Raw genomic sequence first — 14334 nt, forward strand, 5'->3', positions numbered from 1 at the left:
CAATAGTAGAATAGGAAAGAATGTCGAGTAAAACTATTACCGCGCTGCGAGTTTCTTCTTAATGTAAAATGTTACCAGAGCAATAACCAGAACAGCTCCCACGATTCCGAAGACCGTAGCCTGACCTTGATGCATCCAATGTCTTAGAGTGTCTAAATTACTCGCCCCGTAGTGTCCGAGATAAACCCAGATTGGTACCGAAATAGCGGCGGCAATGAAGTCTAAGGTTAAAAATCGAAAGAATGAAATTCGATCCGAAGTGCCCGCTGTCAAATAAATCGGCATACGAAGGCCCGGCATGAATCTGCCCATGAAAACAACCCAATTGCCGTATTGAGAAAATTTTTCCTGAACTTTTTCGAATCGCTCCGGCGTGATGAATCGAGCTATGAATGGAATCTGTAAAACACGAACCCCGTAAATTCTCCCGAGTAGGAACACCGTCCCGTCCCCGAATAAAACTCCTGCCATCCCAACCGCAAACATGATATGCTCGTTCGCGTATCCTAGGCCGGCTATCACTCCGCCAGAAACCAGGGACACGTCTTCGGGAATAGGAAGCCCGAACCCGCAAAGGAGCAGAGTAGCGAATACGGCTATATAAGCGAAACCCTGGCCGAAGCCTGAGAAGAAATCTACTAAAATTGCAAGAAAATCCATAAAGAGTAATGTAAGACTTCCAGGTTGAGGGAATTCCTACCAATGAAATCCGCAGGGGGGGAAAGAGGACAGAAAAAAATAGAATTTCGGAATTCGTAATAACCGGTCGAGCAATGATCAAATGTTTGGCTTGATGTGGACTTATCCATGTCAGATTCTGGTACGAAGTGCTTCGAGATCGACTCGCTCTGTCTGAGCTGGAAAATTCCTTGTTATCCGAATACGCCGTTCCCCATGATCGAACGGGGGGGAGAGAATATCCCGAGGAAGAACATTCCTATCGACTTCCTTTTCAGCGCGATCGAGATAGGGTAGTTCATTCGAGCGCGTTTAAAAGACTTCAATATAAAACGCAGGTCTTCGTTTATTCCGTCGGAGAAAACTATAGAAATAGATTAACTCATACTCTCGAAGTTGCCGGAATTTCTCGTACGATTGCCACCGCTCTAGGTCTGAATTCTTTATTGGCGGAGACCATCGCTCTCGCGCATGACTTAGGTCATACGCCGTTTGGTCATGCGGGACAAGATATGCTCGCGGAATTAATGTCCGTTTCGGGTGGTTTTGAACATAATAAACAATCGATACGAATCGTAAGATATCTCGAAACTCGATATCCTGAATTCCCGGGGCTAAATCTTTCCATAGAAACTTTAAAGGGTCTAATGAAACACGGCGCCGAATATTCGACCTCGACTCTCGGATTGGAAAGAAAGCAGGAAGGTCCTAGTCTTGAAGCGCAGTGTGCCGATCTAGCCGACGAAGTCGCTTATACAAATCACGATATCGAGGACGGCCTGGAGATGGGCTATCTTCGCTTACAAGAGTTGGAAGAGATTCCGCTTTGGAACGAAACGAGCCGTAAAACCAAAGAGCGCTATCCGAAAGTAAACGAGAAAGTCAGGATTCGCACGACGATTCGCGAATTGACTAACGGCATGGTGTCTCATATTATCGATGTCGTTTATCGCCGCCTCCTCGAGTATAAAATTGGAAACCGGAGCGATTTAAATAGATCGTATACCGAAGGTAAAAAAATCATAGGATTCGATTTGGAGTTCGGAGAGAAAGTTCGAGAATTGAAATCATTTTTATACAAGACCTTGTATAGACACCCTTCGGTTATAAAAACAAGCGATCAAGGAAGAGATATGATCTCAGTGCTCTTTAAATACTTCCAACAACATCCCAAGGAAATTCCCGAGACTTACAGGATACGTATCGAATCAGAAGGATTAGATAGAAGCGTTTGCGATTTTGTCGCCGGCATGACGGATCGATACGCTGAGACGGTATTTAAGGATCTTCGCAAATAGAAGATCTAAAAAAGTTTAGGTCGTCGCAACTGCCCGAACTCCCGCAATGAAGAGTGCCGTTAAGGCGCTTACGAGGTTTCATATCTTTAATTCATTCAAGGTGCGGATAATGCTATCGCTGCCCGTCTAACGGACGACCTAAGGCGATCGTTCCGCCATTTACGTCCACCCGATCCGAATCATTTTATAATAATATTATAGAATAAGAATCGGAATGAAATTTACGAAAATGCTATATTAAAGAGATTGAAGAACTTCCAGGAAACCTTTGATCAAATCTTCCACTTCTTCTTCCGTAGTGAAACTACCCGTTGAAATTCGGATGGCCCGAAGCGCTTCTTCTTTCGTATAACCCATTTCCAATAAGGAAAGCGCAGGCTCCCTAGATCTGGATTTACAGGAGGATCCTGTAGAAAGAGCAAAACCTCTTTCTTCCATACCCATCATAAAAAAATCCAAATCTTCCGTGGGTAAAATGCAGAAAGTAGTGGAAGGAAGTCTCGGCGAAGATTCTGCAACGATTTCTACTCCGGCTTGTTTAAGAGCCGATTCTATTTTTTCCCTAAAACGGAGTAATCTGATATTCCGTTCATTCATTTGGGAAAATTGGAGTTTTGCGGCTTCGGAAAGCGCGATGATCGCAGGAGAATTCTCAGTTCCCGCTCTGAACCCGTTTTCTTGATTTCCGCCCCGAAATAAGCCCGCCTTTAGGGATAAATTGGGATCAAACCAAAGTACGGATGTGCCCAACCCTCCGCCTATCTTATGGCCGGAAAAAGTAAAACCGCTAAGAACTTCGAATGGAACCGAAATTTTTCCGAAAGATTGCATCGTATCCGAAAACAATCTCTCACCGAATTTGTCGCATAATCTTCCGATTTCATCGAGAGGCTGGAGGACGCCGCTTTCATTTCCTGCATGTATTATAAAAACCGGACCCGGTTTGCTGGCTAACTTTTCCTCTATCTCCTGCAGAGAAACGAGCCCAGATTTATTTCCCGAAAGTTTTTCATACGGTATACCCGCATTTTCGACCGCTTCGTAAAAAGAAGAATGTTCGTATGGCGAAAGATAAGCTACCGACTTAACGAGAGATTTTGCCCAGATCGCTAGAAGATAATTTGCTTCGGTTCCTGTGGAACAAAATACGAAACCCTTCGCATCTTTACCGGTGAGCTTTCCCAAAGTTTTCCGGGCTTCTTCTATCTTACCCTGCCTTCCGAGAGAAAAACGAGTCGGACCGGATGGATTAAAAAAATCCGCCTCGTACTCGTTTATTACGGTAACTAGTAAACCGGGATAAGGAGGATGAGTGGCATTATAATCGAAATATTTAATTCTTTTCATCGAACAGGTCGTCCGCTTCTTCGTATCTTCCTTTTCGGCGGAGAACATACTGAAGCAACTTCTTGCGATCTTCGATCAAATCTTCGTAGCCGGATCGATCGCTTCTGTACTCCGGATCGACAGTGTACAATTCGGTTTGTAGTCCGTCCAGCTCCTTGAGCGATTGGTCCCAAGCTTTTTGATACAGCAAGCAACGAACTCTCATTAACTTAGACTGAAAACGCATGCCTAGTTCGGTTTTCCTAGATTGATAAACGGATTCAAAGAGATCGCCGGCTCGTTTGCGATACGAATCCTCGCGTTCACCGAGTCTATAATAAAGTTCCGCAGTACGATAGAGATTCGAATAGAATATTTTTTGCCCTTCCTCGTCGGAAGAATCGCAGGGTATCGCGGCAATCGCAGAAGGGCCCCAATATTTAGCCTCAGGCGGAATATTCCGTTTAGCGCAGGAAAAATACAGCATACGAGTATGCAGCGAAACGGATTCTTCCGGCGAAAGGGAAGACCCTGGATGACCAGTTCGGCTCTGAAGTAATTCCAAGGTTCGTAGAAGTAATTTTTTATACTGATTCGCCGACAGAGAAGTTCGTTCGGGGTAATCCGCTGCAAATACGATCGGAGATGAATTTGATTCCGTAATTGCCTGCCAAATTCGTATTTCTCTGGGGAGTTCCGGCTCGCTTATACTCGTTTCATCCGCGGCACAGCTGAATCGGAAGAAATTTAGGATTTTCTTCCACCATGGAATAGGGTCCTTTTTTCGGATTTTGATCTTATCAAAGACCATTTCTTCTATACTCAATAGGGACTGAAAATGAGCGAGTAGAGCCTCCTCGGGTCGACAGGAAGCGAAGGCAGTAAGACGGATCTTTTCTAGAAGACTTTTGCCCGCTGTTTGCGGTCTACTTGCACCGAATGTAATCTGGCTCGGTGCAGTATTATATCCGTCAAACGGGTTATAATTTAAAGCTCGCTTATAATAATCCAAAGATTCCAATACTGCTGGAGAGAATTCTTTCCAATATTCGCTCGGATCGATTCTTCCTTGGCGGATGCTTTTCGAATCGCTGTCCGATAATTTTTGAAGGGTCCATCCTTTTTGTTCTGCTTCCATCCAGGACGGAATTCTAAAAATATCGTCCACTCCGTGCTTTCCTAAATCCATGGCTCGGTAACAAGCCTCGGACATTTTATCAAGTTGCAGATAATGTTCGACTCCCCGAAACTCTTTCTTTTCGTTTAGGAATCCGTCCCCCTTTTCCTGCAATTTTAAAGAGAGTGCAGGGTTTAAAACGGGGGGATCCAGCCAGAGTGAGATATCCCGCAAAATTTCGAATCTTCGGGGAAAAACCCAAACTGCCGCGATGGTCCAAATAAATAGCAGGGTTAGGAAAAGTTTTTTCTTTTCTCGCAGAATACTGAGCAATTTCTTTCCTTCGGTTCGGGGAAAATTCGTTCGACGCCGCCGATCCCCCGCAGAGACTGAGCGGGGAGGAAATGCTGCGTCCTTCTTCCCAAGCTTATACACGTCCGGGGATTATGAAACTAGCAAGCACTATTCCTATCTTACTTCTGACTACGAATGTATTCTTTTCTCTTCTCGGAGCGCCTATCGATTCAGGGCAAAAACTTTTATGTCGAGACGTCGATTCATCGGGACGAACTAGGTCGGTATGGCCCTCGTTTTTTCTGTCAATGGCATTAGATACCTTGAATGAAGCGCGAAGACTCGAAGGAAGAGAGAGAGGCGAGAGAACGCTAAAGGCGTTAGGAGAATTCGAAAAATACGTTCGTTGTTCGGAGGCAGTCGGCGGCACTGTTTCGGCCGTTGCTCGATGGAACAAAGCGATGGCACACTATTCCATCGGTCAGCTCAAGGAAGCGTTGCAGGAAGCGGATCTTGCCGAAAAAAGCGATCCGAATTTTAGGGAAACCTATATATTGAAAGCGAGCATTTTTTACGAACAAGCGGAGTACCAAAAGACCAGCGACTATTTAGAGGAAAATCTAAGCCGTTTTCCGATGGATTCCTACGTTTATTATTTGCTCAGTTCGTCCAACATCGCGATTCAAAATAACGCGAAGTCGATTTTATATCTGACTTCTTTGAACGATGCGATCGAGAAGAAAGAAGGTAATCCGAAATATAAGGAATTCGTATATTTATCCCTGGGAAAAATTTACTTCGCTCAAGGGCAAAATTCTAAAGCCTATTTTTATTTGTCTAGCTATCTGCAGCAAAAACCGGAGGCCTGGGAGATTCGATTCCTTTTAGCCGGAGTTCTGAATCAATTAGGAAAATTTGCCCAGGCAAAGAAGGAACTGCTTAGAATTCTGGCGCAAGTGAAAGGAAATTCATCCGTAGAGATGATGCTGGGAGAAATGTATTTCGTAGAAAGCCGTTCGATGTCGTCGGCTTATTTCGAGGAACTTAAGAAAAACGGAAAGTTATATAAAGGATCTCTGCTCTACGGTTTATATTGCGTCCTAACTTCCCGCTATGAAGACGCTAAGAAGATCATCTATCCGATGCGGGAAAAATATCCTCGAAGACTTTGGGTCAGACTTGCCGTTTTGGAGATTCTAAAGCATCAGCCCGACTTAAAGGGAGAAATTTATTCCAAGGAACTTGTGGAAACGGCAGAAATCGCGTTACAGTCGCAGCTTTGGAATCTTTCGGAAACATTAATACAAGAATCGATCGACATTGTGAGCAAGGACGGTAGTCCGAAATCAGTGATAGCAAGTCGCTACAATTTTCTAGCCACAGTATACGAACAATCCGGTTCGGTATACAGGGCCATCGTCGCAATTCGAAAATCGATCGAATTATCGGAGACGCCCGACGAGGTTCGAAAATATCGCCTGCATTTGGCTTTTTTACTAAGAGGAAATCCGCCGGGAAAAACGAAAGAGGCGGAGCAGATAACGAAAGAGATTATAAAGGAAGATCCAAAAAATTCGTACGCGCACTATCTATTAGGCGTGATTTTTTCCCAGACGGAAAACTTCTCCGGAAGTCAAGGTGCTTTCGAGGAAGCGATTCAATTGGATCCGAAGACTGCCATCTATTATTTCTACCGGGCGATTTCGCTGGAGAAACTCGGTAAGATACAGGAAATGGAGCTCGATTTACGTAAGTCCATGGATTTGGATCCGGAGAATCCGATCGCTTACAATTATTTAGGATATTATCTATCCGAATCCGGAAGTCGACTAGACGAGGCCTTTTCTTTGATCAGAAAAGCAGTTGAGTTGGCGCCTGATAACGAAGCGTACCAAGACAGTCTAGGATGGATTTATTATAAACGCGGAATGTTAGACGACGCGCTATTGCATTTGAATTTAGCCTATCAAATTCTTCAGGAAAAGAACGAAAGCGATCCTACGATCTGCGAACATTTAGGAGATTTACATTTTGAACGCGGAGAACTTGGAGACTCTAGAATGTACTGGGAAAAATCGAGCAAGCTTTTTCAAAAGAAAGAAGACAAGACAAGAATCCGGGAAAAACTGGAGAGGTTGAGAACGAAACCGGTTACGATTAAACCCTAAAGAAGGATTCGAACTGTGAGGAAAAAAAATTGGAATCAAATAAAAAAGTGACTCGTTTGGTTCAATCGTTTAGTTTAATCGTATTATTAAGCTGTAAATGCGCTACAGTTGAAATCGAAGAAGTTGCATTTCCTTTACGCGGAAAACTTAGTTTTGTGAGCGCTAAGTCAAAAGAGGGAGCTAAGTTTCTAGACGAAGTTAGAAAAATGGAAGATGCCGGCTCTTCTTACTCCGGCGACTTTGAAATTCGAATTCAGAATTTTGTTCCAAAAAAAGATATTTTCTCATTAAACGGAAAGATCTATTACGATAAACCTTCCGGAAAGATGCAGATCGAATTAACGGATCGCCTTTTTGGAATCAGCGTTTCAAAAGTATATACGGACGGCGAATTGATCCGAATCAAAACGGCGACCCAGGATAAAATTCATGAGCAACCGATGGACGATATTATTATCGCCGACCCTAACGGGGGAAAGCAAACGGTGGTTCCGTTTCCCGTCATATACCACCTTTTATCAAACCGAAACGTAAAGCTATTCCAACCGGATAGAACGCTCGTTCATCCTAAGGAAGGAATCATATTGGTTCGTAAATCGGGAGAAGAATGGACTTATTACGTAACGGATAAGGGAATTGCCACCGTAGAATGGAACTCGAGCCGCAAGAATGTAAAAGCATTAACGAGCGTTCAAGGAGCCGTAGAATTTCCGCCAAAGGTGACTCTTACTCGTATCGTCTCTAGGGAAGATGGAAGCGATCAAAATCGAATCGAAATTAAGATGAAGCGAATTGGCCGTACTGAAAACGTCACGAGTTCATCGTTCGGATTTTAGAATAGGAAGGTTGGCTGAAAATGATCGAAGCGGAAAAAAATGGGCATATCCTCGAACTTTACATCAAAACGAACGAAACGAATTCACTCGGCGTGGACTTCTTTAGAACGTTAAGTGAAACGATGGAATCCGCTGAAAACGATCGGAGTATAAAAGCGATTCTGCTCTCCGGGCGGAATGATAAATTTTTTTCCAACGGTTTCAACCCGGAGATCTTTATCGGAAAAGAACTCTCGGAAATTAAAGCAGTACTAAAGGAGGCGCTAGGAGCCTGCGGGAAGGTCTTATTTTCCAGCCGACCGATCGTTTGCGCAATGAACGGGCATTCGATGGGAGTGGGCGCAGTCCTCGCGATTTTTTCGGACTACCGCATCCTGGTCGAAAAGAAGGGGAGAATCGGTTTTCCGGAAGCATTGATCGGCCTCAATTTCCCGTCCACTTCCGGTTATGTATTGAAAGAACTAGTTGGAATCAGAACTGCTCGAGATCTTCTTTATTCGGGACGCGGATTAAAATCCGACGAGGCCGTAGCCGTCGGCTTAGTGGAAGAATCTGCAACTGCCGAAGACTTGATCCCTAAAGCAAGAAAATGGTGCGACCAATTCGCGACTATGGCCATTGAATCCGTAATCGGAATCAAAATATCCTTACGAGACTCACAGCGGTTAGTAGCCGACCAACTGGAGTCTCGGGATATAGATTTGTTGGCGGCTGCAGTCCACTCAAAAAATGGACAGGAAGGTATGAGATCTATTCTGGAAAGACGGCGACCTGCATTTACTTGATATACCAACCCGAATCGAGTTTATGCCGATCCTTTGGCTGATTTAAATTTTCCAAAATTAAAGGAAATTCAGGAATGAAATACTTTTCCAGGATTTAGAATTTCCTTCTTATCCACGGATTTTTTTAGCGCGTTCAATCCTTCAATTCCTACGGGTCCCAACGCCTTTTCATACCAAGGCTTATGATCTATTCCGACGCCGTGATGATGGCTGATCGGAGCGTTATGGGCCGTAAAAACGTCCGATACTTTCTTTTTCATACGGATCCATTGTTCTTCGGGTTTTTTTTCATCCAACGGGAATAGAATCGTATAATATAGACAGGCGCCCTCGTGGTAACTATGAGATAAATGGCACATAGCGATCGAACCCGGTATCGCGGTTTGGAGCGCTTCGAGGCCGGCGGTATGCAAAGCCTCGACTCGCTCGTAAGTCGTAGAGGTTTCCATCGTATCGACGCCTAGGCCGTAGAGCATGATATGATTCCTAAGATACGGCATATTGTAGCGGCCATGAATCCAATTTTGTCCTAATTTTTCACCCGCATATAGCGCACCGAATTTTTTCCAAATCCTTTTTAAACCCGAAAACGAATGATCCACTTCGGATTTAGAGCCGTCCAAACCGACTAAAACCACACATTTCCCTTGGCTCAGCCCTTTGAATTCGAGTACTTTGTTTTGTATCCAAGTTTTAATCATTCTGTTCGGTGTCCGCTTTTTACCTATTTCTCCCAAAGTCTCGTACAGCCTAGTTTCATTCGCGTCTGAAAGACGCAACATTGAAGTCTTAATTTCTTTGTGGTTGGCAGTTCGAATGAAACCTAACGCGTCTTTGATGTTGGGGAATACCAAACCGAAATATTTTCTAGTCTCTGGAATCTTATGAATTTTGACGGTAGCTTCCGTGATGATTCCGAGTAATCCTTCGCTTCCGGCAATTATATGATTCCAATCCGGTCCTGTCGAATAAGCCGGTGCTCGCAACGTCTCAACTATACCTGAAGGGGTGACTAATTTTACCGAGGTTAATATTTCCTCGATTTTACCGTAGCGATTGGACTGTTGGCCTGCGCTCCTTGCGGCAATCCATCCGCCTAAGGTGGAGTATTCGAAAGATTGTGGAAAATGACCCAGAGTATATCCTTTAAGATTCAAGGCGTATTCTAGTTTAGGCCCGTAGATTCCGGATTGGTAGGTAGCAGTCAGACTTTCCGGGTCAAGCGAAAGGAATTTATCCATTCGAGTCGTATCCAGAGAAATAACGGCTTTATGACCTTTCCCTTTAATGACCTCGATGCCGCCGACTACGGAAGAGCCCCCGCCGAATGGGATTACGGTAATTTTATTTCGAGAACAGAATTCTAAAATTTTGGCGACTTCACTCTCTTTACCTGGATAAACGACTCCATCAACGAAAGTTTTAAGCGTATTGCGATGTAGACGCAAAACATCATAAAAACTTTTCCCGGCAGAGTGAAAGATTCTCTCAAATCGATCGGTTTTAATATTATTTTTTCCAAGGATTGCGGAAAGTTGTCTGATATCTCCCGACCCAAGTTTCGAAGCAGGGAGCTTGATTTCTTCCAAAGTAGATGAGGGAGTTTCCCGAATCCTATCGATTCGAAACTCATTTTGAAGAAGTTTGAGAATTTCCGGCATCTGGCTTTTTCGGAAGAAATCTTGGTCGTTTGCACCCCAGGCGTTCCACCTAAGATTGGTTCGAGAATAATCAATGTTCGCATTCAGTTCGTGATAAAACATTTTCCGGTCAGCTCCGACTTGGAAGGAATTCACATCCAGGAAATACTGGAAATGCGGAAGAGCAACGGAAAAAATAAACTCTCGGAACGAAAACTCGCTCTTTAAAGAAAATTAATCGATGGGAATTTCTCGGAAAGACGGATTCCGGAATTCATTTCAGGGTTTACGTTGTTCTAATAGTTGGCGGAGGTTATGGATCTTCGGATCACCTGGAACAAGTTCGGCAGCTTCCGCAAGCAACTTGCCGGCTCTTACCCGATTTCCTAGCAAGCGATACGTGTCCGCTAGGTTAATTAAATTGCGGACGTGTGAAGGCATTCGAATACGGAAGCGTTCTCCGTATTCGGACGCTCGCTCTAATGACTCGTTGTCCCGAGAAGCGGCATAAACTTTTTTCCAGAGAAGGGAGGTCTGAAAAAAGAATTCGGAATCTGCAGGGTCCCAATCCAACGCCGTTTCGGCCCAAATTGCGGCCTCTCTAGTACGTCCCGATTTATCGTACAAACGAGAGAGGGCCTTGGCTATTTTTGGTGAAAGTCCTTGCCAAACACCCGAATTTTTCGGCAGAGATTCCTCCAATATGTGAATCGCTGTAGAGTAATCTTGGTTTTTAAATGCGGTGTCCGCTTTTAGTAGGACCGAGGAATCGTCCGCTCTATAAGGATCTTGACTCGGGCGATACGCGAGGGATAATAAGCTCAGATCGTCGGATAATTTTCCCTTCGCCGAAAGAGATCTGCGAATTCTTTCCAGATCGCCTTGGCTTTCCTCTACGCAATGAAGAAATTGGGTCTCATCTTCGTTGATCGTTCGTTTGCCGGAAAAGTTCTCTTCCAAGATCAGGTCGTCTTTTCCGTCCGAGCCGCAAAAAACGATATCATTAGGTCTTAGCTTAAAGGTTTGGACTGCAATCTTGGAATTTAGAATTTCGGAAATTCCTAATTTTCGCATATTCGAATCCGTTCCTAGAAAGGAGGCCTTCCCGTCCCTGTATAGAACCGGCCATGGATGTTCGGCGTTAACAAAATAGAGGGTGCCTGTTCCAAGATCGACTAGCCCCAAAACGGCCGAAACTAACATAAATCCGTCGAATGTCTCGAAGACATTTTGTAGGTCCAGAAATCCTTCCTTTAGCCAGCGTTCGGGCGATCTGGCTTGGATTTCAGGAGAAAGACGGGAACGACTGATAATCGAATTGAAAACGGATCCTAGAACGAGCGCTCCACCGGCCCCTTGGACCGATTTTCCCATAGCATCACCGTTGATAAACGCAGTGTATTTTTTTCCTCGTAAAAGAATTTCATAGGCGCTTATATAATCTCCGCCGATTTCATACTCCTTTCCTCGAAAGCTGAATTTCTTGTATTGATCGAATAGAAATTCTACGTTTAGAGGCGATCCGACAGTGATCTCTTTTTTCAAAAGGGGAGTCAGCAATAGAGAGGTAAGGAAATAATCTCCGTCTTGTCTTTCTTTTAGGACCTGAATTTGATCCATCTTTTCGGAAATTTCACGGTTCTTTTCTACGATTTTAAAATTACCGACGAATGTCGCAAATCGGTACTTTTCCACGATAATCGAAAAGACTATCGCAACACAATATGCGATGACTAGATTTTGCATTGAATACGCCGCCTGGGGAGTATTCAATGGAGGGGAATACAGAATAACGCCTACGATAAACAGTACGATGGAAGCCCCGTATAGTAGAAAAGATATTCTTCTCGGAATGGGTAAGAAGACTATGATCAACACGGCGATCTGCAATCCCGAAACGTAGTTCGGATCGTCCGCTATTCTTCCCGTAAAGAAAGAGCAGGAGAGTAAAAAATACGACGCGAACACATAAGCAAATTCTAAACCGAATTTCCGAATCGGAATTTTAAAGACCGATCCTAAAAGAAAAAGCGCGAGGGAAATTGTACTGATTAAAGAAAGTCCGATCCGAAAATAAACGAGTTCCGGAAATTCCGGATGTAGCTTTTGATCGGTCCCCAGAGCAAATCCTAACCAGACAAAAATTCCGAGAATCGATCCCGGATATTGCAAAGTCATAACTTGTCGATTCAGGTCTTGTTTATATTCGTGCTCGTATGTCTTTCGATCCGGGTCCGGTTCGAAGATAGAAAGAAAGTCTCCCCAGGAGACTCGGATTTTTCTGAGAAGATTCTGAGGAGATGTCATTTGAGATGATGAACCGTGTTCGGTTATTTTCCGAGCTTATCCTTACCTAGTCGCAAATCTTTCGGAGTGATTCAACATTTTAATTTAACTCGAAGCACAGTACATTTTAAGACTTCCGTAAATCGTTGACCAATCCAATCGAAACGACTAGTTTGGGGAAACCTATGGTAAATACTCGTGCTTCTCGTTCGAAATCTCCGAAGACTGAGCTTTCTTCCCACGTTTATGATACGTTGATCGTTGGGGGGGGAATTACCGGAGCGACTTTGCTTTGGGATGCCACCCTTAGAGGACTTAGAGCATTACTAGTGGAAAAGAATGACTTCGCGTCAGGAACTAGTCAGGCTACCTCCAAGCTCATTCACGGCGGCTTGCGGTATCTTAAGAATGCGGAGTTTGCTCTAGTTAGAGAATCGCTTCGGGAAAGAAGAATTCTTGCTAAAATCAGTCCTCACGCCGTAAAAACCCTGGGCTTTCTCGTTCCGGTTTACTCAATGACCGAAAAACTGGTGTTAGCGGCAGGGATGCAGATGTATGACGCATTCTCATTCGATAAAAATAGGGAAATTTCTCCGGATCGCTGGATTCCTAAATTTAGATTTCTAAGTAAGGAAGAGACTCTTATAGAATCGCCCGCCTTACCGAAAGAGGGATTGAAGGGAGCATATCTATACTACGATTACCAAAATATAAATCCGGAACGTCACACTTGCGAATTTATTTTCTCCGCGCAACGAAACGGAGGTGAGGCATATAATTATACGGAACTTGTAGCGCTTAGTAAAGGACAAGAAGCGTACCAGGCTATTCTTTTGGATAAACGAAGCGGTAAGAAATTCCCGGTTTTTGCGAAAACGGTCGTTAACGCTGCCGGACCTTGGGCGGATTTTATCGAATCGCTCGCCGGAGTCGGAATGGATAAGGTTCTAATAAGATCAAAAGGAATTCATATCGTGACTCGCGCAATTTCCGGTTCAAAAGCGCTAGTATTGAAGAAGAAGGATAAAACTCATATGTTTGTGCTTCCTTGGCGAGGTAAGACCATAATCGGAACTACTGACACGGTTTATCAGGATTCGCCGGATAAATTTAAAGTTACGAAGAATGATATCCAAGGTTTACTCGAGGAAATTAATTATGCTTACGGATATACAGAATTAAAAGAAACCGACGTGGATTTTTTCTATGGAGGTATGCGACCCCTTGTGGAAGACCCCGGAGAAACCTCGGATACGTACAATGCCTCCCGAAAGACGGAAATTATTCACCATAAAGATCAGGGATTTCCCGGATTTTTTACTGCGCTCGGAGGAAAATATACTACCAGCCGAGGACTTGCGGAAAAGATCGCCGACCTCCTATGTGATTATTTACCCGGAACCTATTTGCCTTGTGAGACGAATTTCGTCCCTTTGATTTCCGGAGAATTTTCCGATCTTGCTTCGTTGATTCACGGTTTAGCGAACAAATTTCCGAAATTAAGCGGAGAAGTTTTGGAAACCGTTGCGAATCGTTATGGCAGTATCTCATATGAAATTCTTCAGAATGCCAAACCTGGAGAACCTTATGCAGTTTTAGCGAACGGAGAAAAATTATATATTTCCGAAATTCGGTACATTGCAAACGGGGAATCAATCCGGAAGGCCAGCGATTTCTTCTTTCATAGGTCCGGAGCGGGAGTACCAGGATTACCCTCTGCGGAAAATCTAGAATTTATTATGGAAGAACTCGGGAAATCTTTGGGTTGGAATCAGACTCAAAGAAAATCCGAAAAAGCGGAGATTCTCAGCAGATATAAGGTCGGATAGGACGATCAACAAATCGTACAATATTATAATTGAATACGATTTCCCAAGAATTTAAAGTATGCTGTCTCTTCGAAAAT

10 protein-coding genes are annotated in these 14334 nt (G+C 43.9%); 5 read left to right on the forward strand and 5 right to left on the reverse strand.

Annotated features, from left to right (window positions below):
- Window positions 1–36: 36 nt before the first annotated feature.
- A complete protein-coding gene (locus LEP1GSC050_RS03200; RefSeq protein WP_010569616.1) occupies window positions 37–660 on the reverse strand; it encodes a DedA family protein in 624 nt (207 codons plus the stop codon).
- 188 nt (window positions 661–848) lie between these two features.
- Between LEP1GSC050_RS03200 and LEP1GSC050_RS03205 the strand changes: the two genes are divergently transcribed.
- Window positions 849–1976 (forward strand): deoxyguanosinetriphosphate triphosphohydrolase, encoded by a 1128-nt coding sequence (locus LEP1GSC050_RS03205; protein WP_040910969.1) that lies wholly within the window; start codon window positions 849–851, stop codon window positions 1974–1976.
- 237 nt (window positions 1977–2213) lie between these two features.
- Here LEP1GSC050_RS03205 and LEP1GSC050_RS03210 read toward each other — a convergent pair whose 3' ends face one another.
- Both LEP1GSC050_RS03210 and LEP1GSC050_RS03215 read right to left on the reverse strand, forming a co-directional pair.
- The gene (locus LEP1GSC050_RS03210; RefSeq protein ID WP_010569617.1) at window positions 2214–3323 is read right to left on the reverse strand and encodes a cysteine desulfurase family protein; all 1110 of its coding nucleotides are present in this window, start codon (window positions 3321–3323) and stop codon (window positions 2214–2216) included.
- Window positions 3310–4752, reverse strand: a complete 1443-nt coding sequence (locus tag LEP1GSC050_RS03215; RefSeq protein WP_020986897.1) for a hypothetical protein — start codon at window positions 4750–4752, stop codon at window positions 3310–3312. Before LEP1GSC050_RS03215 ends, LEP1GSC050_RS03210 begins: the two co-directional genes overlap by 14 nt.
- Before the next feature lie 113 nt (window positions 4753–4865).
- Between LEP1GSC050_RS03215 and LEP1GSC050_RS03220 the strand changes: the two genes are divergently transcribed.
- Genes LEP1GSC050_RS03220 through LEP1GSC050_RS03230 form a run of 3 tightly spaced genes read left to right on the forward strand, consistent with a single transcriptional unit; the run spans window position 4866 to window position 8502 of the window.
- A complete protein-coding gene (locus LEP1GSC050_RS03220) occupies window positions 4866–6881 on the forward strand; it encodes a tetratricopeptide repeat protein (protein ID WP_010569619.1) in 2016 nt (671 codons plus the stop codon).
- 29 nt (window positions 6882–6910) lie between these two features.
- A complete protein-coding gene (locus tag LEP1GSC050_RS03225; protein ID WP_010569620.1) occupies window positions 6911–7717 on the forward strand; it encodes a hypothetical protein in 807 nt (268 codons plus the stop codon).
- Between the two features lie 20 nt (window positions 7718–7737).
- Window positions 7738–8502, forward strand: coding sequence for an enoyl-CoA hydratase/isomerase family protein (locus LEP1GSC050_RS03230; protein WP_010569621.1), 765 nt, complete (start codon window positions 7738–7740; stop codon window positions 8500–8502).
- A 68-nt stretch (window positions 8503–8570) separates the two neighbouring features.
- Here LEP1GSC050_RS03230 and LEP1GSC050_RS03235 read toward each other — a convergent pair whose 3' ends face one another.
- Both LEP1GSC050_RS03235 and LEP1GSC050_RS03240 read right to left on the reverse strand, forming a co-directional pair.
- Complete coding sequence (locus LEP1GSC050_RS03235; RefSeq protein ID WP_040910872.1) at window positions 8571–10265, reverse strand: FAD-binding oxidoreductase; 1695 nt, start codon at window positions 10263–10265, stop codon at window positions 8571–8573.
- Between the two features lie 156 nt (window positions 10266–10421).
- Window positions 10422–12449, reverse strand: coding sequence for a PP2C family protein-serine/threonine phosphatase (locus tag LEP1GSC050_RS03240; RefSeq protein ID WP_010569622.1), 2028 nt, complete (start codon window positions 12447–12449; stop codon window positions 10422–10424).
- Window positions 12450–12613: 164 nt separating this feature from the next.
- On the opposite strand from LEP1GSC050_RS03240, the gene LEP1GSC050_RS03245 reads away from it, so the two are divergent.
- On the forward strand, window positions 12614–14257 hold the full coding sequence (locus LEP1GSC050_RS03245; protein ID WP_010569623.1) for a glycerol-3-phosphate dehydrogenase/oxidase: 1644 nt from the start codon (window positions 12614–12616) through the stop codon (window positions 14255–14257).
- Window positions 14258–14334: the final 77 nt, after the last annotated feature.

Origin of the sequence: Leptospira broomii serovar Hurstbridge str. 5399 (assembly GCF_000243715.2) — a bacterium.
GTDB classification, from domain to species: domain Bacteria; phylum Spirochaetota; class Leptospiria; order Leptospirales; family Leptospiraceae; genus Leptospira_B; species Leptospira_B broomii.

What these genes read in the sequence shown, in the direction of transcription:
- LEP1GSC050_RS03245 (WP_010569623.1), top strand. Translation starts at nt 12,614, where the DNA reads ATGGTAAATACTCGTGCTTCTCGTTCGAAATCTCCGAAGACTGAGCTT.
- LEP1GSC050_RS03220 (WP_010569619.1), top strand. Translation starts at nt 4,866, where the DNA reads ATGAAACTAGCAAGCACTATTCCTATCTTACTTCTGACTACGAATGTA.
- LEP1GSC050_RS03210 (WP_010569617.1), bottom strand. Translation starts at nt 3,323, where the DNA reads ATGAAAAGAATTAAATATTTCGATTATAATGCCACTCATCCTCCTTAT.
- LEP1GSC050_RS03240 (WP_010569622.1), bottom strand. Translation starts at nt 12,449, where the DNA reads ATGACATCTCCTCAGAATCTTCTCAGAAAAATCCGAGTCTCCTGGGGA.
- LEP1GSC050_RS03230 (WP_010569621.1), top strand. Translation starts at nt 7,738, where the DNA reads ATGATCGAAGCGGAAAAAAATGGGCATATCCTCGAACTTTACATCAAA.
- LEP1GSC050_RS03235 (WP_040910872.1), bottom strand. Translation starts at nt 10,265, where the DNA reads ATGTTTTATCACGAACTGAATGCGAACATTGATTATTCTCGAACCAAT.
- LEP1GSC050_RS03200 (WP_010569616.1), bottom strand. Translation starts at nt 660, where the DNA reads ATGGATTTTCTTGCAATTTTAGTAGATTTCTTCTCAGGCTTCGGCCAG.